At 65.9% G+C, this 20,783-nt stretch carries 16 protein-coding genes; 7 read left to right on the top strand and 9 right to left on the bottom strand.

What is annotated here, in order from left to right; genetic code table 11:
* Window positions 1–4 precede the first annotated feature (4 nt).
* The 3 genes from ACT6QU_RS08755 to ACT6QU_RS08765 all read left to right on the top strand — a co-directional run bounded on the left by ACT6QU_RS08755 (window position 5) and on the right by ACT6QU_RS08765 (window position 3,162).
* Complete coding sequence (locus tag ACT6QU_RS08755) at window positions 5–997, top strand: Bug family tripartite tricarboxylate transporter substrate binding protein (RefSeq protein ID WP_444564060.1); 993 nt, start codon at window positions 5–7, stop codon at window positions 995–997.
* A 153-nt stretch (window positions 998–1,150) separates the two neighbouring features.
* Window positions 1,151–1,654, top strand: coding sequence for a tripartite tricarboxylate transporter TctB family protein (locus tag ACT6QU_RS08760; protein ID WP_444564059.1), 504 nt, complete (start codon window positions 1,151–1,153; stop codon window positions 1,652–1,654).
* Complete coding sequence (locus ACT6QU_RS08765) at window positions 1,654–3,162, top strand: tripartite tricarboxylate transporter permease (RefSeq protein ID WP_444564058.1); 1,509 nt, start codon at window positions 1,654–1,656, stop codon at window positions 3,160–3,162. Before ACT6QU_RS08760 ends, ACT6QU_RS08765 begins: the two co-directional genes overlap by 1 nt.
* A gap of 99 nt (window positions 3,163–3,261) precedes the next feature.
* Here the strand turns inward: ACT6QU_RS08765 and ACT6QU_RS08770 are convergent, their stop codons facing one another.
* Both ACT6QU_RS08770 and ACT6QU_RS08775 read right to left on the bottom strand, forming a co-directional pair.
* Window positions 3,262–3,954 carry a YrbL family protein gene (locus tag ACT6QU_RS08770; RefSeq protein WP_444564143.1) on the bottom strand — a complete coding sequence of 231 codons (693 nt, stop codon included), beginning with the start codon at window positions 3,952–3,954 and terminating at the stop codon, window positions 3,262–3,264.
* Between the two features lie 191 nt (window positions 3,955–4,145).
* A complete protein-coding gene (locus tag ACT6QU_RS08775) occupies window positions 4,146–5,231 on the bottom strand; it encodes a YihY/virulence factor BrkB family protein (protein WP_444564057.1) in 1,086 nt (361 codons plus the stop codon).
* Window positions 5,232–5,385: 154 nt separating this feature from the next.
* Here ACT6QU_RS08775 and ACT6QU_RS08780 point away from each other — a divergent pair, with 154 nt between their 5' ends.
* A complete protein-coding gene (locus ACT6QU_RS08780; RefSeq protein WP_444564056.1) occupies window positions 5,386–6,627 on the top strand; it encodes an MFS transporter in 1,242 nt (413 codons plus the stop codon).
* Here the strand turns inward: ACT6QU_RS08780 and ACT6QU_RS08785 are convergent.
* The 6 genes from ACT6QU_RS08785 to hemC form a co-directional block, all read right to left on the bottom strand.
* A complete protein-coding gene (locus ACT6QU_RS08785; RefSeq protein WP_444564055.1) occupies window positions 6,580–7,365 on the bottom strand; it encodes a glutamine amidotransferase in 786 nt (261 codons plus the stop codon). The genes ACT6QU_RS08780 and ACT6QU_RS08785 overlap by 48 nt on opposite strands.
* Window positions 7,366–7,369: 4 nt before the next feature.
* Window positions 7,370–7,843, bottom strand: coding sequence for a tellurite resistance TerB family protein (locus tag ACT6QU_RS08790; RefSeq protein ID WP_444564054.1), 474 nt, complete (start codon window positions 7,841–7,843; stop codon window positions 7,370–7,372).
* A 321-nt stretch (window positions 7,844–8,164) separates the two neighbouring features.
* Window positions 8,165–9,958 carry a heme biosynthesis HemY N-terminal domain-containing protein gene (locus ACT6QU_RS08795; protein ID WP_444564053.1) on the bottom strand — a complete coding sequence of 598 codons (1,794 nt, stop codon included), beginning with the start codon at window positions 9,956–9,958 and terminating at the stop codon, window positions 8,165–8,167.
* 14 nt (window positions 9,959–9,972) lie between these two features.
* Window positions 9,973–11,325, bottom strand: coding sequence for a hypothetical protein (locus tag ACT6QU_RS08800; RefSeq protein WP_444564052.1), 1,353 nt, complete (start codon window positions 11,323–11,325; stop codon window positions 9,973–9,975).
* 33 nt (window positions 11,326–11,358) lie between these two features.
* The gene (locus tag ACT6QU_RS08805) at window positions 11,359–12,069 is read right to left on the bottom strand and encodes a uroporphyrinogen-III synthase (protein ID WP_444564051.1); all 711 of its coding nucleotides are present in this window, start codon (window positions 12,067–12,069) and stop codon (window positions 11,359–11,361) included.
* 2 nt (window positions 12,070–12,071) lie between these two features.
* Complete coding sequence (hemC, locus tag ACT6QU_RS08810) at window positions 12,072–13,001, bottom strand: hydroxymethylbilane synthase (protein WP_444564050.1); 930 nt, start codon at window positions 12,999–13,001, stop codon at window positions 12,072–12,074.
* 91 nt (window positions 13,002–13,092) lie between these two features.
* On the opposite strand from hemC, the gene tsaD reads away from it, so the two are divergent.
* Window positions 13,093–14,166, top strand: coding sequence for a tRNA (adenosine(37)-N6)-threonylcarbamoyltransferase complex transferase subunit TsaD (gene tsaD / locus ACT6QU_RS08815; protein ID WP_444564049.1), 1,074 nt, complete (start codon window positions 13,093–13,095; stop codon window positions 14,164–14,166).
* Window positions 14,163–15,146, top strand: coding sequence for an NAD(P)H-dependent glycerol-3-phosphate dehydrogenase (locus ACT6QU_RS08820; RefSeq protein WP_444564048.1), 984 nt, complete (start codon window positions 14,163–14,165; stop codon window positions 15,144–15,146). The genes tsaD and ACT6QU_RS08820 overlap by 4 nt, the downstream gene beginning before the upstream one ends.
* Window positions 15,147–15,291: 145 nt before the next feature.
* Here ACT6QU_RS08820 and ACT6QU_RS08825 read toward each other — a convergent pair whose 3' ends face one another.
* Window positions 15,292–15,855, bottom strand: a complete 564-nt coding sequence (locus ACT6QU_RS08825; protein ID WP_444564047.1) for a peroxidase-related enzyme — start codon at window positions 15,853–15,855, stop codon at window positions 15,292–15,294.
* A gap of 132 nt (window positions 15,856–15,987) precedes the next feature.
* On the opposite strand from ACT6QU_RS08825, the gene ACT6QU_RS08830 reads away from it, so the two are divergent.
* Window positions 15,988–20,766 (top strand): NAD-glutamate dehydrogenase, encoded by a 4,779-nt coding sequence (locus tag ACT6QU_RS08830; protein ID WP_444564046.1) that lies wholly within the window; start codon window positions 15,988–15,990, stop codon window positions 20,764–20,766.
* Window positions 20,767–20,783 lie beyond the last annotated feature (17 nt).

Consider the following 20,783-nt stretch of genomic DNA (forward strand, 5'->3'; position numbering starts at 1 on the left):
TGAAATGATCCGTAGCATCGTAATGGCTGCCGGCCTGGCGGCCTCGGTCGGCGTGGCCGTCGCGCAGGACTATCCGGAGCGCGAGCTTCTGGGTGTCATCATGTGGGGCGCGGGCGGGGCGACCGATGTCGTCGCGCGCGCCGTGACGCCGGCCGCCGAAGAAGCGCTCGGCCAGAAGATCGTCATGCTCAACAAGGCCGGCGCAGCCGGCGCGATCTCGACCACCTATGTCGCCTCGGCCCCGTCCGACGGCTACACGATCCTCTTCGGCGCGGAGAACCCGCAGCTTCATGGCGTGATGGGGCTCGGCGAGATCGACTACAACCAGTTTTATCCGGTCAACATCCTGGGCCGCGGCGTCGGCGTCATCGTCACGAACCCGGATTCGCCGTGGGAAAGCTTTGCCGATGTCGTCGCCGATGCGCAGAGCCGGCCGGGCGAGATCAAGATGGGCTCGACTGGGCCTGGCGGCATTCCCTACGTCATCGGCGCGATGCTCTCGACGGTTGCGGATTACGAGGTGACGGCCGTTCCGTTCGATGGCGAGGGCCCCGGCCTGACTGCGCTTCAGGGCGGTCATGTCGACTTCATGCCCGTCGGCGCCTCCGCCGCAGCCGAATTGATCAAGGCCGGCACGGTCAAGCCGCTGGCGGTCTTCAATGCCGAGGAGATCGACGCGCTGCCGGGCGTACCGCCCATCACCGAAGACTATCCCGAGCTTTCCTCGCTGCTCCCCTGGGGCCCGTTCTATGGCGTCTTCGTCAAGGCGGACACGCCGGACGACGTCAAGGCCAAGCTCACGGAAGCGTTCAAGACCGCGGCCGACACCGACGCCTTCAAGACGCTCATGGCCGACCGCACCAACATCACGATGAACATATCAGGTGAAGAGGCGAACGCGTTTTTGAAGCAGTGGCAGTCCGCTACTGTCTGGACGCTGGCCGATGCCGGCGCAGTCGAGCGCTCGCCCGAGGAACTGAACATCCCGCGTCCCTGACCCGGACGCAACGGCCTGTCCGCCGCTTGGCGGCGGACGGGTCGCTCGTTCGTGCCACGAGCGCGGACGGTGCAATGAAATCCCAGCAAGATCAGAGCGCCAGATGAACCTTGCGAGCGCTCGAAAAGCGGATGGCTGCCGCGGGAGGACCCCATGAACGAGCCTGACCAGACCGGCAGCACCGCCTATCAGCGCGCGCCCGAGGGCGTAGCGCCCGGCAGCGCGATCTTCAATGTCCTCCTGGCAATCGCCAGCCTCGTCCTTGCCTATCAGGCGTGGTCGATCGCCGGCTTCAAGTCGCTGTCGTCGGCCGGCGTCTTCCCGATGCTGGCGACGGGAACGATGGTGTTGACCGCGATCGTCATCATCGTGAAATCGGCCCGGCGAGAGGGCGGCGGCGATGGCCGGCAGTTCTTCGGCGACGTGGTCTCGTTTCGCATCGTGGCGTTTGCGGCCCTGATCATCGGCTACATGCTCGCCCTTCAGCCGCTCGGCTTCATCGTCGCTTCCTACCTCTTCCTGTCGGCTGCCATGATCCTGCTCTACCGCAAGCGGCTCTTGCTGACGCTCGTGATCAGCGCCGTCTCGGTCGCCGTGATCTACGGCCTGTTCCGCTACGTCTTCGTCGTCGTTCTGCCGAGGGGAGCATTCTTCTGATGGAGAATTTCGGCTACTTCTTCATGGGATGGCTCGATCCCAGCCTGCTCGTCTGGACGGCGATCGGCACGTTCGCCGGCATCTATATCGGCGCCATACCCGGCCTGTCGGTGACGATGGCCGCATCGATCCTGATCTCCTTCACCTTCACCTGGGACGTGAACGACGCGCTGGCCCTGATCGCGGGCGTCTATATGGGCGGCGTCTATGGCGGTTCGCGCACCGCCATTCTGCTCAACATTCCCGGCGCGCCAAGCGCTGTCGCGACCGCACTCGACGGCTATCCGCTCGCCCAGCGCGGCGAGGCGGGGCCGGCCATCGGCCTTTCGACGGTCATGTCGGTCATCGGGGGCTTCGTGGGCATCATCGCGCTCGCGGTGGCCGCGCCGGTGATCTCGAAATTCGCCTTGATGTTCGCGCCGCGCGACTATCTGCTGATCGCCATCATCGGCATTCTGCTTGTCGGCAGCCTGGCCGCGAGTTCGCTCGCCAAGGGCATCTTCGCCGCTTCGCTGGGCATCGTCATCGGCCTCGTCGGAATGGACCCGATGACGGCGCAGGCGCGCTTCACCTTTGGCGAATTCAGCCTGATGGGCGGCATCTCCTATGTCGCCGCGATGATCGGCTTCTTCGGCGTTGCCGAAGTCCTCTATCAGTTGCGGACCTTCGACCTGCCGGCAATCAAGCAGAAGGTCGGCAGCGTCATTCCAAAATGGTCGCTGATCCGCAAATACCTTCCGCTCTCGCTGCAGTCGTCCGCGATCGGCGTGACCATCGGTGCGCTGCCCGGAACGGGCGGAGACATCGCCTCGCTGCTCGCCTACGACCAGGCGAAACGGACGGTCAAGAACCCGTCGCGCCCCTTCGGCGAAGGCGCCTATGAAGGGCTTGTGGCGCCCGAATCGGCCAACAACGCCGCGGTCGGCGGCGCCTATGTGCCCATGCTGACGCTCGGCATCCCCGGTGACGCGGTGACGGCGATCATCATCGGCGCCCTCTATATCCACGGTCTGAAGCCCGGCCCGCTGCTGATGGTCGAGACGCCGCATCTCTTCTGGTTCATCGTCGGCAATCTCGTGCTGGCCAACATCTTCCTGCTGATCTTCGGCCTCAGCGGCATCAAGCTCTTCTCGAAGATCGTGGAACTGCCCAAGGGCATCATCCTGCCCCTCATCGTCGTCCTGTCTGTCGTCGGCACGTTCGCGGTGCAGAACAGCGTGACCGATGTCTACTGGATGCTGGCCTTCGGCATTCTCGGCTACTTCCTGAAAGTGTACGGGTTTCCCGTCGCGCCGGTCATCCTGGGCATTATCCTCGGGCCACTGATGGACGTCTCCTACAGGCGTGCGATGATCTCCGCGCGCGACGATGTGATGATCTTCGCCGGCGAGTTCTTCACCAGTCCGCTGTCGCTGATCCTGACCCTCTCGCTGATCGCGATCATCGTCGGCCAGACCCCGCTATGGGCGCGCCTGCGTGGACGCAAGACAGCCGAGGCGCCGTCATAAGGTTCCGGTATCGAACGCGGTCGACGCGGATGCCGTGGGAATAGAGCAAGTTTGCCATGCCGATGTCAGCGGTTCGATCCCGCTCGGCGCACCCAGTCTTCAGGCGCGCGCAGCCGCCTGGCGCATTCGACGTTGCCGCCCCCAAGGTTCGCAACGCGTATCCCCGCCGAGATATTGATCGGCATCGCGTGCGATCTGGTCGATCCTGCGCCGATTGACCCATTTGGACCAACGTTGAATCGGGATCAGGACGCGCTCGCCATAGCCATCCACGCACACGCATTCAGGTATGCCGTTGCGCGCCTCGGTATAGACGATGTTGTTGGCATGGATATCGTTCAGGACGATATGCAGTTCCCGGCAGCGCTCGAACATGGTCTCGAGCGCCTGCCGGTGCTTGTTGGCAAGCGTGCCGGACGCTTGCAGGCTTCCGATCGTCGGTGCAAGACCGCCATCTGTTCCGACGATCTTCTCGACGAGAAGACCGGCCCCCTCGTCGGTCTGGACGATGCCGTGAATATGAGCGATCGGAAGTGAAAACGCCGACTCGCAACGGTGTTTGCGAAACTGGATCAGAAATTCGCGCAGTTCGCGCGCAAACCCGTGATAGCAGCCCTCCAGACGTACCTTCTTGATGGCGCTCTTGCCGGCGAGAAATCCGTTCTCGTCGACCTTGTCGGGGCGAACGGTCTTGAGGACACTGCCGGGATAAATGGGCAGGTCGTAGATATTTCGCGCATTGCCGCGACAAACGGGAACAGCATCGCGCAATTCGAGTACTTGCCTGCCCATCCGCAGCAATATCCATATTAGCAACAGCTAAATACTCACCCAGTGCATGCTTTGGTACGCGGCTGGATGAACGTCATAGTTAGCTCGTTCAATATTCGACTTAACGGATATTGAACGAAGCCCTGCAACGCTTATTCCAGACTGATGGACAGATTGTCGCAATTCTGTTGCAAAGACGTCGCATCCGCGCGTCAGCGCACCCGATGCAGGACCGGGATCGCCATCATGATGACGGCTGCCGCGGCGAGGATGCCGACATGGGCCTTGCCGGCCCGCGCGCCGTCGTCGTTCATGTGTTCGTCGGGAACGAAGGTCTCGGCCGGCTTGCCGAGCGTGTCGGCCATGGTCGCACCGCGAATGCCCATGGGCAGGTCCGCGCCGGTCGTCGTGTCGAGGGCAGTCTGGTGCTCCATCTCGGCGTTGATCTCGGCGCCGACGATGACGATCATGGCGGAAATCCACGTCCACATCATGAAGCCGATGACCGCGCCGAGCGAGCCGTAGGTCGCGTTGTAGTCGGCGAAATTCTGCAGGTAGTAGGAAAAGCCGAATGAGGTCACGATCCACACGACCGAGGCGAAGCACGCGCCCCAGGACAGCCAGCGCCACTTGGCCTGCTCGCGGCTCGGGCCGAACCGGTAGAGCAGCGAGATGCCGGTGACGATGATGACGAGCATGACCGGCCAGCGCAGGGCCGCGATCAGCATCGGGCCGAAATCGTCGAGGCGCAAAAGGGCGAGGATCGCGGGCACCACGCCGACGGTGAAGATGAAGGCGATGGCGAGGAACATTGCGCCGAGCGTGAAGCAGAACGAGCTCAGGTTCAGCCTCACGAAGGAGCGCTTCTCGTTCTCCTGATTGGCGACGTTCATCGCCTCGAACATCGACTTGATGCCGTTATTGGCGCTCCAAAGGGCGATGAGGAAGCCGAGGACGAAGCCGAAGCTCAGCGCCTCCGGCCGCTGCTCGGCGAGCGCCTCGAGCTGGGCATAGATGAGGTCGAGCGACGCCGACGGGAGCAGGCCGCCCAGAAACGAGATGTGGTCGCCGACGGTCACCGGATCGGCGACGAAGCCGTAGAGCGAGACGAAGGCGGCAAGCGCGGGAAACAGCGCCAGCAGCAGGTAGAAAGTGACGCCTGCGGCGATCAGCATGACGCGATGTTCGTTGATGTTGGCCCAGACCCGCCAGGCGATGTCCTTCCAGCCCCTTGCGGGGATTGCCGAAGGACGGTCCGCGTTCCGTCCGCGCCCCGTCGTCCTGCCCGTCTCGTCCATTCCTGTCGCCCCTTTTCGTCTATGAGCGAAACCTTGAAGACGCCGATAGGTTGCATGGCGCAAGCGCGCGAGAAGCGCTGGTCCAGCCGCTTGGTAGAGGCGCGCCGGGGCGCGAAAGGGTCTATCAGACGGTGCAGCCGATCCGGACCCGCCCATGACCGAAGCCGAAACCGCGCATCCCGACGACCGCTACGCGGCGTTTCGCCATTCCTCCTATCTGCGCTTCTGGGTGGCGCGGTTCTTCATGACCTTCGCGACGCAGATCGTCTCGGTCGCGGTCGGCTGGCAGGTCTACGATCTGACGCGCGATCCGTTCGATCTCGGCCTCGTCGGCCTCGTCCAATTTGCGCCGGCCTTGCTGCTCGTGCTGGTGACGGGCGCGGTCGCCGACCGGTTCGGCCGCCGGCTCGTCATGGGGCTCGCGTCGCTGCTCGAGATGGGCTGCGCCGCGGCGCTGCTCTGGCTTTCCGTCCGCGGGCTCGGCTCGGCCGCGCCGGTCTTCGCGGTGCTGCTCGTCTTCGGCGTCGCGCGCGCCTTCTTCGGACCGGCTTCCGCCTCGCTCGTCGCCAATCTCGTCCCGCCGAAGGATTTCGCCAACGCCGTGGCGTGGAACTCGTCGGCCTGGCAGACCGCGACCATCGTCGGGCCGGTCGCCGGCGGCCTCCTCTACGGCCTTGCCAGCGAGGCTGCCTACGGCACCGCGGCGGCGATGATGGGCATCGCCTCGCTCTTGATCTTCTCGATCCCCAAGCCGAAGCAGCACACCGAAACCGAGCGTCCGTCGCTGGAGACGATCTTCGCCGGATTCCGCTACATCCGGTCGGAAAAGGTGGTGCTCGGCGCGATCTCGCTCGATCTCTTCGCCGTGCTTCTGGGCGGTGCGGTCGCGCTGCTGCCGGTCTATGCGCGCGATATTCTCGAACTCGGCCCCTGGGGCCTCGGGCTCCTGCGCGCCGCGCCGGGCATCGGCGCCATCGGCGTCGCCATCTGGCTCGCGGGCCATCCGATCCGCGACCATGCCGGCATCATCATGTTCGTCTTCGTCGGCCTGTTCGGCGTCTTCACCGCGATCTTCGGCCTTTCCACCATTCCGTGGCTGTCGATCGTCGCGCTGGCGCTTCTGGGCGCCGCCGACATGATCTCGGTCTATATCCGCGAGACGCTGATCCAGCTCTGGACACCCGACCGCGTGCGCGGCCGCGTCAATGCGGTCAACATGGTGTTCGTCGGTGCATCGAACGAGCTTGGCGAGTTCCGCGCCGGGACGATGGCCGCCATGATTGGAACGGTGCCGGCGGTGGTGCTGGGCGGCATCGGCGCGGTCGGCGTCGCGGGCCTGTGGGCCTGGCTATTTCCCGAACTCAGAAAGGCGCGACGTCTCGACGGACGCATGTGACGCCTCGAACGCCTCGCGGTCGAAAATGAGCTTCAAAAAGCCGTCGAGCCAGGCCTTGAGCTTCAGATCCCACAGCATGCGGCCGTGCAGATGGTCGCGGCCCTGCTGAGCGCCGGGCAGGACGAAGCGATGCGCGCCCTTGACCACCCATTTGTGCATCATGACGCGCGTCAGTTCGGCGTGGAACTGGATGCCCCAGGCATTGTGGCCATAGCGGAACGCCTGGTTGGGGTAGGATTCGGCGGTCGCCAGAAGTTTCGCGCCCGAAGGCAGCGAAAAACCCTCGCGGTGGAACTGGTAGACCATTGACGGCCAATCGAGTGGCAGCGCGCGCGCCTCGTCGGTGGCCTCGATCGGATACCAGCCGATCTCGACATGACCGTCGTCGCGCCCGCCGACCTTGCCGCCGAGATGATTGACCAGCATCTGCGCACCGAGGCAGATGCCGAGAAACGGCTTTTCCTCACGCAGCGGCACCGAGATCCAGTCGGTCTCGCGCTTGACGAATTCTTCCGGGTCGTTGGCGCTCATCGGCCCGCCGAAGATCACGACGCCCTCGTGGTCGGCGAGCGTGGCGGGCAAAGCATCGCCCAGAGGCGGGCGGCGGATGTCGAGATGGTAGCCGTCGGCGGCGAGCAACTGCCCGACGCGGCCGGGGCTCGAATGCTCCTGATGCAGGACGATCAGGATCTGCTTCCCCTTGTGGGATGCGTCTTTCGAGATCGGTCCGTGCAACATTCGTCTATCCGTTGTCTTCGTTCCTGAATTGCAGGCGTTCGGCGACGCGCTGGCGCAGGGCCACGCGTTCCGGCCCGTCGATGCCGACGAGTTCGCAAACGCGCCAGACGAGATTGTCTTCCAGTTCATGGCGCTCGCCATCGGCGTAGACCATTTCCCACAGGAGCGAGATCAGTTCCTGCCTTGCCGGCAAATCCAGATGCCGATTGATGACACTGGTGAAGGCGTAGAGATCGACCGCGTCCCGCTCGGCAGTCTCGCCCGCGACGAGGATGCGGTCGAGTTCGTCGCCGGAAAGCCGGTAGGCCTCCGCGATGGTCCGGCGCAGCGCATCGGCTTCGTCCGCGCCGCGCACGCCGTCCGCATCGATGATGTGGTACATCAACGCCGCAACCGCCACCCTCGGATCGTCGGAGCGGTCGGTGTCGGATCGGCCCGCGGGAACGTCACGGAAAAGCGAAAGAAGGCGGTCGAGCATGAGGCGGCGTCAGGTCCCTTGCGGCACGACCAGCGAATCGCGCCCGAATGCCTTCATTTAGCGCAAGGACGGCCAAAAGGCCAAGATGCGGGCAATCGTTTGGATGTGGGGGTGGAGGAGATTGGTTTCTTCTGAAGTGACCCCCACCCTTTATCCCTCCCCACAAGGGGGAGGGAATCCGTGGGCGCGGCGTTCAATCCGTCAAAGCTGGTCCCGGATTAAAGGATGAGGCACGACGTGGATGCCTTCCCTCCCCTTGTGGGGAGGGATCAAGGGTGGGGGTCCCCTTCGCAAAAACAGCACCCACCACCCACGCAAACCTCAGAACAGCCTGAACCGACTCTCCACTGCCGGCTTTTCGCCTTCCTCGACGCCCGGATCGTCCGGGATCGGCATTCTGGTCGGTCGATCGGTCTCGTCCTCGATCATCTCGGCGTCGAGCGGAGCAGAAGCTACTGGCTCGGCAGCGGCAGCGAGCGCCGCGACGGGAGCCGGGCCCTTGGCGTCGTTTGCGGCGACGGGGCGGGCCGGTTCGGGTTTCGAGGCCGGTTTTTCGGGCGGCGTCGGTTCGATGACAGGGTCAGGCTCGACCGTGGCGACGGGTTTGGGAACGGCCACCGGAGCCACCGCCTTCGCCGGCTTCGTTTCGGGCTCGCTTGCCGGCTCGGGCGCGGTCTTCATCGGTTCTTCGACGATGATGTCCTCGACCGGCTCCGTCTCGGCGGCGACCACCGGCTTCGTCGGCCGGTGCTCGTCGTGCTCGATCGGCGCGGGCAGGGTGGGGGTGATCGCGAGTGCCTCGTCGCCGGCCTCGATGACTTGGCCGAGCCGCTCGACCGGAGCGCGCCATTCGAAGGCGTCGAGGCGGCCCGTGACCGGCGAGAGCGGCGCCCAGCGGTCCGAGACGTAGCCGTCGGCGACCCAGGCCGAATCGCGCGGTGCGCGGACGGCCTTGCCGAGCCACTGGCGCACACGGCCCTGGTCGCCGGTCTCAGTCTCCTCGATATCGGCCAGAAGCAGATAGGCGCCTTCGCGCGGTTCCTGCCGGATCGCGGCTTCGGCTTGCGCGCGGGCAAGCTTGTAATCGCCGGCGGCGAGCGCGGCGCGGGCGACTGCGAGCGCGGATTCGGGATTGTTCTGTTTCAGCGCCTGCAACTTCTTCGCCCGCGTCAGACGATCCAGCGTCGAATCGCCGAGGCGCGCATTGACATAGGCGTCGGCGATCTCGGGATGCGCGTTGCGCTTCCAGCCGGCTTCGAGAATCTTCGCGCCCTTGCGCAGATCGTCGAGGCGGAACAGCGCCTTGGCCGCGACGATTGCAGCCGGGACGAGGTCGGGCGCGAGGCGGTGCGCCTCGAGAGCCGCGTTCTTCGCCTGCACTGGTTCGGCATCGAGGAGTTCGGTGGCCTTGGCTGTCAGCAGCACCGCCTTGCGGCGTTCGGCGGTCTCGCGGTCGATCTGCTGGGTCGATTTCTGCGTGTCGACGAGGCGCAGCGCGGCGTCCCACTCGCCTGCCTCAGACTTTTCTTCCAGCGCCGCGCCGGACGCCCAGGCAAGCTGCGGCGCGGTTTCGACGGCGCGTTCGGCATAGTGCCGCGCGGCCTGCCGATCGCCCACGCGCTCGGCTTCGAGGTAGAGGCCGCGCAGGCCGAGAAGTTTCATCTCGGGCTTGTCGAGCATCGCCTCGAACTTCTGCCGCGCGCCCGGATGATCGCCTTCGAGCAAGGACGCCTGCGCGTCGAGGAGATGGACCAGCGGTTCGCGGTCGGAGGAGAGGAGCTTCAGCGCCTCCTTCTTCTTGCGCCGCGCGAGCGCCGGATCGCCGGCGCCGGCCGCGATCATGCCCATCGACAGCGCCTCGTAGCCGCGGTCGCGGCGTCGGGTGCGGAAGTGGCGCGAGATCGTGTGCGGGCTGGTGACGATCGACTTGACCAGCCACCAGAGGATCATTGCGGCGGCGACGACGGCGGTGATCAGGATCGCGGCAACGAGCAGGCTCACCTGCATCTGGTAGCCGCCGAAGGTCAGCGTCAGATCGCCCGGGCGGTCGGCAAGCCAGGCGAAGGCGAAGCCGAGGATGAAGACGGGAACGAGGAAAAACAGGATGCGGATCATGATGTTTCGTTCCCTCAGGCGCCCTGGAGCGCGGTGGTCAGAGCACGGTCGATCAACTGGTCGGCGGCATGGCGGGCGCGCACCTTGGCCATGAAGTCCGCACCGGCGGCCTGAACGTTTTCCGGCAGGCCGTCATATTCGGCGATGGCGCGCTCGTAGTCGTCGGCGCGCACCGAGGCTTCGAGCCGCGCGACCTTCGCGCCGACATCCTCGCCCTCGGCCATGCCGACGGGGCGGACCTGGACGAGCGAGCGGGCGCTGGCCGACAGGCGGTCCATGATGCCGGCATTTTCGTCGACGCCGCTGGAAGCTGCGACCATCGCCTGTGCCGCCTGTCCCACTTCTTCCGCGATCTGCGCCCGCGTGGCGACGCCGTCGGCCGCGAAGTCGCGCAACTCGCCGACTTCCGCCGCGTCGGCGTCGAGACCGGCATAGGTTTCGAGTTCGGTCGCGAAGGGCTGGCCACGATCGATCGCGGATTTCAGCGCCGACGCCGCGATGACGCGCTGCGCGCCGCTGTTTTCGAGTTCGCCTAGCCGTGCCTCGATGTCGTCGAGCCGTTCGGCATTGGCGCTCGATGCTTCACCAGCGCTTGCAAGCTGCTGTTCGACCTCGGCGAGCGCAGCTTCGGCGTCGGGCGCGTCGCTGACGGCGGCGATCGCTTGTTCGAGCGCGGCAAGCCTGTCGTCGGTCGCCGAAGTGTCGCCGGATGCGGAGCGCAGTTCCTCGAATTCGGAGCGCAGCGCCGCCACATCTTCCGACGCGCCCGCATTCGCGATCTCGCCTCGCAACGTCTCGATCTCGGCCTGCAACGCTGCGACCTGCTCGTCATTGCCCTGTTGCGTACCGGGCCAGATGCCGGCGGCCTGCAGCCCGGCGCCGAGCGCGAGCACGATCAGACCGCCGACGATGCCGCCCATCAGGGCGCTGCCGCCGCGCCTGGAATCGGCCTGCGCCGTTGCGGGACGTGGGGAGGATGCCTGCGAGGTGGCGAAGGCCGACGGGGTCGCTGGTTTGGTGTCGGGTTTGGGAGCATCAGTCTTGGGAGCGGGCTTTGGCGTCTCGATCGGTTTGGATGCTGATGCTGTGTCGGTCTTGGCAGCCTCCACCTTGGCGGTGGGTGCCTTGGCTTCCTTCACAGGCTCCGGCTTGGAGGCGATCATAGGCTCGGTCTTGGCCTCAACGGCAGCCGCCGCCGCCTTGTCCGCGCCGATCGCGGCAGGGTCGGTGATGTCGCTGATATTTTCCTCGGAGGTGCCGGGGTTGGCCGCCTTGTTGTCGAGACGCGTCACGTCCTTCGGGTCGATGTCGATGGTCGATCCGGCCTTCTTCGGCTCCGAATAGCGTGATTTCGGCGTCTTCGACATGCCACTCCCCTTCAATTATCCATATGCAGCCAATTACCCGGATGCGGCCGCGCTTTGATCAAGTTCCGCAAGCTTTGCCATCATGCCCGCTTCATCGGGCGTCGCGGCAAGTCCGATACGCCGCCCTGCCAGACCTGCTGCCGCCTCGGCGGATATGCACACGAAGACCGTGGGTTGGAAGCTGGACGGTGCCTTGGCAGCGATCCTACCCAGAATTTCGCCCCCGCGCTGCGAATAGACCAATGCGGCCCAAAACGGTTCCGACCCCAGTTTGGTTCCGGTTTCGCCTGGCGCGAACTCGGTGGCGCGTGCGTCGTAGAGCTCGATTTCCGTCACCCGATGGCCCTGTGCTTCAAGGGCAAGCCTGAGTTCGGGACGGCGGACACGGCCAGTCAGGTGCAGAACATGCGACGCTGCGGCAAGGCGGCCGGAAAGCATCTGCGCCAGTGCCCTCGCATCGGGTGCAACCGACACGACCTCGCGGCCTGCAGCCTCGGCGGTCTTCGCGCCGACGACATGGAGCGGCAGGTGGCGCAGCTTTTCCATCAGGGAAGCCGGCGCATGGCGAAACGCGTTGGCGCTCGTCGCGACGACCGCGTCGATGCGTTCGGGAAGCGCGATTGGCTCCAGCGCCACGATCTCGGTCAACGGCAGCACGACCGGCGCGTAGCCGCGCTCGATCAGCCGCGCGGCGGTGGCGGCGGCGCCGGGCTCGGGCCGGGTCACCAGCACGCGCCGCGCCATCGTCAGCTCCAGCTTTCGAAGAAGGCGGGCCCCGCGCGGTCGCGGATGTCGGCACCGGCCTTTGCGCCGATCAAAGCGGCATCGACGGCACGGCCTTCGGCCCGGATTTCGTGCACATGCCTTCCGTCCGGCGACAGGATCATGCCGAAGAAGGAGAGCGCTTCGCCGCCGATCTGCGCATGGCCGGCAAGCGGCGTGCGGCAGGAGCCGTCGAGCGTCGCCAGAAACGCGCGCTCGCAGGTCAGCGCCTCGGTCGTCGCCAGATGCCCGATGGGCTCGAGCAGCTTGCCGATGCGCGCGTCACCGACGCGGCTTTCGATGCAGATCGCACCCTGGCCCGGCGCGGGCGGAAAGGTCTCGACAGGCAGAAGTTCGGTGATGACATGGGCGAGACCGAGCCGCTTCAGGCCGGCATTGGCCAGAAGCGTCGCGTCTACCACGCCTTCCTCCAGCTTGCGCAGCCGCGTCTGCACGTTGCCGCGATAGAGAACGACGTCGATGTCGGGGCGCAGGCGCCGGATCAGCGCCTGTCGGCGTAGCGAGGACGAGCCGATAACAGCATTTTCAGGCAGGTCGAGGAGCTTCGGCGCTACGCGGCCGATATAGGCGTCGCGCACGTCTTCGCGTTCGAGGAAGCAGGAGAGTTCCAGCCCCTCGGGCAGCGCGGTCGGCATGTCCTTGGACGAATGGACGGCGATGTCGATCGCGCCCGACAGGAGCGCTTCCTCGATCTCCTTGGTGAACAGCCCCTTTCCGCCGGCCTCGGAGAGCGGACGGTCCTGGATGCGGTCGCCGGAAGTCGATATGACGACGATCTCGAGCGCCTCCTGCGGCAGGGCATGCGCGGCCATCAGGCGCGCGCGCGTCTCTTCCGCCTGCGCCAGCGCAAGGGCGCTGCCGCGCGTTCCGATCCTCAACAGGTCTGTTTGCATCAAGTGGCGTCCATGATAGGTCGCCCCTACCTAGCGACGATGGCCGGCAACGGCAACCGAACGACCCGTTCCGAAAAGGTGTAGCGACGAAATGCGCGTGCTTGGCATCGAGACGAGCTGCGACGAGACGGCGGCGGCGGTGGTCGAGCGCGCGCCGGACGGCACGCCGCGCATCCTGTCCAACATCGTCCTGAGCCAGATCGAGGACCACGCGGCCTTCGGCGGCGTGGTGCCGGAGATCGCCGCCCGCGCCCATGTCGAGGCCGTCGATGGCGTCATCGAGGCGGCGCTGGCCGAAGCGGGCGTCGAGCTTTCCCATCTCGACGCCATCGCCGTCACCGCCGGGCCGGGGTTGATCGGCGGGCTGATCGTCGGGCTGATGACGGCGAAGGCGCTGTCGGCCGCATCGGGCGTACCGCTGGTCGCGGTCAACCACCTCGAAGGCCATGCGCTGACGGCGCGGCTGGTCGAGGACGTGGCGTTCCCCTACCTGCTGCTGCTCGTCTCCGGCGGCCACACGCAGATCGTCGAGGTGCGCGGCGTCGGTGACTATCGCCGCCTCGGGTCCACCATAGACGATGCGCTCGGCGAGGCGTTCGACAAGACGGCGAAGCTTCTCGGCCTGCCCTATCCGGGCGGCCCCAGCGTCGAGGAATGGGCGGCGCGCGGCAATGCAAAACGCTTTGCCTTCCCGCGCCCGCTGCGCGGCGAGGCGCGGCCGGATTTTTCGTTCTCGGGGCTCAAGACGGCGGTGCGACAGGCGGCGAATTCCATCGCGCCGGTGTCAGATCAGGACGTCGCCGACATCTGCGCCTCGTTCCAGCGGGCCATCGTCGAGACGCTGCAGGAACGACTCGGCAAGGCGCTGTCGGCCTTTCCCGCGATCGAGGACCGTGTGCTGGTCGTCGCCGGCGGCGTCGCGGCCAACAAGGCGATCCGCGCTGCGCTCGAAGCCTCCTGCGCGGCCGCCGGCTTCCGACTGATCGCGCCGCCGCTGGCGCTCTGCACCGACAATGCGGCGATGATCGCCTGGGCGGGGCTCGAACGGCTCGGCGCAGGCATCGAAGGCGAGGATGCGATGGCGCTCAGCCCGCGCTCGCGCTGGCCGCTCGACGAGGGCGCCGCGCCGGTCATCGGTTCGGGCAAGAGGGGAGCCAAGGCATGAGGGCGAAAATCGCGATCCTCGGCGGCGGCGCTTGGGGCACGGCGCTGGCCGTCACGATGATCCGCGCCGGACACGAAACGCGGCTGTGGGCACGCGACGCGGAAACGGTTTCAGCCATCAACGAGCGCCGCGAGAATCCGCGTTATCTGCCGGGCGTTGCGCTTGACGAGGGACTGGTCGCCTCGACCGATCTCGGCGCGACGCTTTCCGGTGCTGACGCGATCCTGAGCGTCATCCCCACGCAGGCGACGCGCGCGGTGCTGTCGGACGCCGCTCCGCACATGTCGTCGGGCGTGCCGCTGGTGCTGGCGGCGAAGGGCATCGAGCGCGCCACCGGTCGTCTCGTCTCCGAGATTGCCGCCGAAATCCTGCCTGTCTCGCCGATCGGCGCCCTTTCCGGCCCGAGTTTCGCCACCGATGTGGTGCGCGGTCTGCCGACGGCGGTGACCGTGGCGTGCGAAGACGGCGACCGCGCCTTCGCGCTGGCCGAACTCTTCTCCGCGCCGGCCTTCCGCTGCTATTCCACCGACGATTTGGTCGGCGTCGAGATCGGCGGCGCGTTGAAGAACGTGCTCGCCATCGCCGCGGGCGCGGTGTCGGGCGCGGGGCTCGGCGCGAGCGCGCAGGCGGCGACCATCACGCGCGGCTTCGTCGAATTGCGCCGCATCGGCGCCGCCTTCGGCGCGCGGCCCGAAACGCTGATGGGCTTGTCGGCGCTCGGCGATCTCCTGTTGACCTGCGGCTCGGCGCAGTCGCGCAATTTCGCCTATGGCATGGCGCTTGGCGCGGGCAAGTCGCGCGAAGGTTTGGCGCTGGCCGAAGGCGCGGCGACAGCCGGCATCGCGCTCGAGATCGCCCGGACACGCGGCGTCAACGCGCCGATCATCGAGGCGACTGCCGAATTGATCGACGGGCACATCACGATGCAGGATGCCGCGACGCGGCTTCTGGCACGGCCGCTGAAGAGCGAGGCGGAGTAAGCGCTCTTCCCTTCTCCCCTTGTGGGAGAAGGTGCCCCGAAGGGGCGGATGAGGGGTGTGCGGCGGTGCCAGGCTGGAACACCCCTCATCCGACTTCGCTTCGCTCAGCCACCTTCTCCCAGAAGGGGAGAAGGAAGGGCGCGCCCTACCGCGCCATCGCGTGGTACTCATCGTTCGGGCGCATGTCGATCGCCGCCGCCACCCGGTTCGACATGTTGTAGAATCCCACCGTCGAGGCGATGTCGAAGATGTCGCGGTCCGAGAAGCCGGCATCGCGCAGGGCCTTGCGGTCGGCTTCCTCGATCTTGTCGGGGCTCTCGGTTAGCTTGACCGCGAAATCGAGCATCGCCTTTTGCTTCGCCGACAGTTCGGCCGCGCGATAGTTCATCACCATCATCTCGCCGAGCATCGGATCGCCGGAAAGCTGGCGCACCGCCGCGCCGTGCGCGGTCAGGCAGTAGTAGCAATGGTTCACCGACGAGACGGCGACCGCGATCATCTCGCGTTCGAGCTTGGACAGGCCCGAATCGCCCAGCATCAGATCGTTGTACATGTCGGTGAAGGCGCGCAGCTTCTTCTCATCGAAGGCGTAGGATTTGAGGACGTTCGGGACTAGACCCAGCTTCTCCTCGCATTTGGCGAAATAGGCCTTGGTGCCGTCCGACAATTCGGGCTGTTCGATGTTCAGTGCCGTGACCCGTTCGCTCATGCCGTCATCTCCCTATCAAACTTGTCTGTAACTGACGCAGCGTCGCTGATTTTCGTGAAACCGGTGCCACTTTCTCGGCGGATGTTCTAGTCTCGAAAGAAAAACGTGACGAAATCGGGGAGATCGCCGTCCATGGCTGTGCGCAAGACCGCAACCGCATCGAAGGTCAAGACCGAGGCGGGCGCCGAAAAGCTCGCGGGCTTCTTCAAGGCGCGGGCGCCGGAGGAGGATCGCGAGGCCTATACGAGCGAGGCTTTCGCCACCGCCGGCGCGCTCGCCTACCGGGCGCTGAAGCACCACAAGCGCGGCGACAGCCTGATCGTGCTCGACAATGAGGGCGAGATCGAGCGGCAGGGCCGGGCCGTCACGGCCATCACCGTCATCAACGACAACATGCCCTTCCTTTTCGATTCGGTCCTCGCCGAAATCACCGAGCAGGCCGGCGAAGCCGCGCTCGTCCTTCATCCGGTCGTCCTCGTGCGGCACGAGAAGAAGGGCGTCGCCGAGCTTCTGGGCGAAGCGGGCAGCGCCAAGGGCGACGATGCGACCGACCGGGTCTCGATCATCCACGTCCATGTGCCGAAGCTGACGCAGGACGAGTGCGAGGCGCTGAAGCGTGGGCTCGAACATGTGCTGGCGCAGGTCAAGCTGGCGGTGACCAACTGGCGGCCGATGCTCGCGCGGCTCGACCAGGCGATCACCGAATACCGCTATCAGCCGGTGCCGATCGACAAGGCGCAGGTGGGCGAAGCCATCGCCTTCCTCGAATGGCTGCGCGACGACAATTTCACCTTTCTCGGCATGCGCGAACTGCGCTACTCGGGCGGCGAGGAAACCGGCACGCTGGAGCGTTCGCCCAAGGGCGGCCTCGGCATCCTCTCCGATCCGGAAGTGCGCGTCCTGCGGCGCGGCGGCGAACCGGTGACGACGACCCCGGAAATCCGCGCCTTCCTCTACGGCCCCGAAGCGCTGCTGGTCACCAAGGCTAACGCCAAGTCGGTCGTCCACCGGCGCATCTATCTCGACTATATCGGCGTCAAGACTTTCGACCAGAAGGGCAAGCTTCTGGGCGAACTGCGCATCGTCGGCCTCTTCACCTCCACGGCCTACACGCGCTCGGTGATGAAGATCCCCTATCTGCGCTCCAAGGCGGCGGCGGTGATCGAGAAATCCGGCTTCGATCCGTCCGACCATTCGGGCAAGGCGCTGATCAACGTTCTGGAATCCTATCCGCGCGACGAGTTGTTCCAGATTTCCGTGCCGATCCTGCGCAAGCACGCCGAGGCCATCCTGGCGCTCGGCGAGCGGCCGCGCGTGCGCGCGCTCTACCGCGTCGACCAGTTCGACCGCTTCGTCTCGGCGATCGTCTACGTGCCACGCGACCGTTACGATTCCGACGTGCGCGAGCGGATCGGGCAGTATCTCGTCAAGGTCTTCGACGGGCGGCTGTCGGCCTATTATCCGGCCTTCCCGGAAGGCTCGCTCGCCCGCGTCCACTTCATCATCGGCCGCACCAGCGGCAAGACGCCGAAGGTCGATCCGGCCGAACTCGAGGCCGGAATGCGCGACATCGTGCGGACCTGGGACGACGCGCTGCGCGAGGAGGTGACGGAAAACCGCGCCGACCCGAAGCTTGCCGCGCTCGCCGCCGGCTTCGACCAGACCTATCGCAACAGCTTCTCCGCCGCGGTCGCGATGCGCGATGCGGCTGTCATTTCCGACATCGGCGACGACCGGCCGATCGCGATCGACTTCTACCGCGAGAAGCCGGAGACGGCGTCTCATGCCGGGCTGAAAATCTATCATCAGGGCGAGCCGGTAGCACTGTCGAAACGCGTGCCGCTCCTGGAAAACATGGGCTTCCGGGTGATCTCGGAACGCACGTTCGAAATCGCGCGGGCGGGTGCCAAGCCGGTCTTTCTGCACGACATGGAACTCGAGAGCGGGTCTGGCGCCGAGATCGATCTGGCCGATGGCGGGGCGCTTCTGGCCGACGTCTTCCTTTCGGTCTGGAACGGGCAGAGCGACAATGATTCCTATGCGGCGCTGGTCCAGACGGCGGGGCTGACGGCGCGAAACATCGGCCTCCTGCGGGCCTATGGCCGCTATCTCCAGCAGGCGGGGATTCCGCAGAACCAGGAGTTCGTCGCTTCGGTACTGAACCGGTATCCTGCCATCGCAGGCCATCTGATTGCGCTTTTTTCGGCTCGATTCGACCCGGAACGAGCTGAAAACAGCGAAGTTTCAGCTCAAAAAGCGGCCGAATCGATCGAAACGGCTTTGGAATCGGTGCCGCAAATCGATGATGACGCCGTCATCAGGCGCTATCTGAACCTCATCCAGTCGACCTTGCGGACCAATTTCTATGCACCCGACAAGGACGGCGTATCGCTTGCGCTGAAGCTCGATTCGCGCGCCGTACGCGGTCTGCCGGCACCACGTCCGTGGCGGGAAATCTTCGTCTACGGGCCGGAGGTCGAGGGCGTCCATCTGCGCTTCGGCGCGGTGGCGCGCGGCGGACTGCGCTGGTCGGACCGGGCGCAGGACTACCGCACCGAAGTGCTGGGCCTCGTCAAGGCGCAGCAGGTGAAGAACGCGGTGATCGTGCCGGTCGGCGCCAAGGGCGGGTTCTTTCCGAAGCAGTTGCCGGTGGGCGGTTCGCGCGGCGAAATCTTCGAGGCGGGCAAGAAAGCCTATATCAACTTCATTACCTCGCTGCTCTCCGTCACCGACAATATCGAGGGCGACCACGTGGTGCCGCCGGCTGATGTTGTGCGGCACGACAGGGACGATCCCTATTTCGTGGTCGCGGCCGACAAGGGAACGGCGACATTCTCCGATACGGCGAACGCGATCAGCCAGGCGCATGGCTTCTGGCTCGACGACGCCTTCGCCTCGGGCGGATCGGCCGGCTACGACCACAAGAAGATGGGCATCACCGCGCGCGGCGCGTGGGAGGCGGTGAAGCGGCATTTCCGCGAGATGAACCGCGACATCCAGACCGAAACCTTCACGGTGACCGGGGTCGGCGACATGTCGGGCGACGTGTTCGGCAACGGGATGCTGCTTTCCAAGGCGACGCGGCTGATCGCGGCGTTCGACCATCGCGACATCTTTATCGATCCCGATCCGGACATGGCGTCGTCCTTCGAAGAGCGGCAGCGCCTCTTCGACAAGGGCCAGTCGAGCTGGCAGGACTACGACCGCGAAAAGCTGTCCGAAGGCGGCATCATCGTGTCGCGCAGCCAGAAGTCGATCGAGCTTTCGAAGGCTGCGGCCGCCGCGATCGGCCTTTCGTCGACGACGGCGACGCCGGTCGAGATCATGCGCGCGATCCTGATGGCGAAGGTAGACCTTCTCTGGTTCGGCGGCATCGGCACCTATGTGCGGGCAGAGGCGGAGAGCAATGCCGATGTCGGCGACAAGGCCAACGACACGCTGCGGATCACCGCCCGCGAAGTCGGCGCCAAGGTGATCGGCGAGGGCGCCAATCTCGGCGTCACCCAGCGCGCGCGCATCGAATACGGGATGAATGGCGGGCGCTGCAATTCGGACGCCATCGACAATTCGGCGGGCGTCAATTCGTCGGACGTCGAAGTGAACATCAAGATCGCGCTCGCCTCCGCGATGCGGGCGGGCGACCTGACGCGGCCCAACCGCGACAAGCTCCTGGCCGACATGACGGACGAGGTGGCGCATCTGGTGCTTGCCAACAATTACCGGCAATCGCTGGCGATCTCGCTGACGGCGCTGCGCGGGGCGGCGGACCTCGGCTATCAGGAGCGTTTCATGGAGGCGCTGGAAGGGCGCGGGCTGCTCGACCGCGACGTCGAAGTGCTGCCCTCCGCCGCCGCGATGTCGGAGCGGGAAGCGCGTGGCGTCCCCCTCACGCGGGCCGAAATCGGCGTGCTGCTGGCCTATGCCAAGATCGTGCTTTTCGACGACATCGTGGCGAGCAAGGTGCCGGACGATCCGCATCTCGAAGCCGATCTTCTCGACTATTTTCCGCAGAAGATGGTCAGGAAGTTCGCCGGGCCGATCAAGTCGCACCGGCTGCGCCGCGAGATCATCGCGACGCTGCTTGCCAACGAGGCGATCAATCGCGGCGGGCCGTCCTTTGTCAGCCGCCTTCAGGATTTGACAGGGCGCTCGGCGGCGGAGGTGGTCGCGGCCTTTGCGGTCGTGCGCGACGGGTTCGACCTGCCGGAACTCTATCGCGAGATCGATGCGCTGGACGCCAAGATCGACGGGGCGACACAGCTCGAACTCTACCAGCAGGTCGGCCGGCTGGTGCATTCGGCGAGCGCCTGGTTCCTGAAGAACGACCTGACCTCCGATGCGATCGGCGCCGAGATCGAGGGGATGCAGGGCGCGCGCAAGGCGCTGGAGCCGAAGCTGGCGAAAATGCTGCCGCCGTTCACGCAGGAAAAGCAGGACGAGCGCATGGACGCTCTTCTCAAGGCCGGCGTGTCGCAGAAGCTCGCCGAGCGGATCGCGCAGCTTCACGTGACCGAACTCGTGCCCGACATCGCGCTGGTTGCCGAGACGGCGAAGGCGGAACTGGAGACGGCCGCGCGGGCCTTCTTCGTCGTCACTGACGCTTTCCGGATCGGACGCATCGCGGATGCCGCGCGCTCGATCGCGCCGTCCGACTATTATGACGGGCTGGCGCTGGCGCGCGCGACCGACCAGATCAACGCAGCGCGGCGAGGCATCGCGGCGGCAGCGCTGAGCGCGTTTCCGAAGGAAAAGGCCCCGGTGGAGGACTGGATCGAAGCGGGCGGGATGCGGATTTCGCGCACGCGCGACCGGCTGCAAAGCCTGACGGAAGGCGGCGACATCACCGTTTCGCGGCTGACCGTCGCGGCGGGACTGATGGCTGATCTGGCGGATGTGACGGTGACGGGCTAGGCGCAGGATTCTTGGGG

Source organism: Aliihoeflea sp., from assembly GCF_052435475.1.
GTDB lineage: Bacteria > Pseudomonadota > Alphaproteobacteria > Rhizobiales > Rhizobiaceae > Aliihoeflea.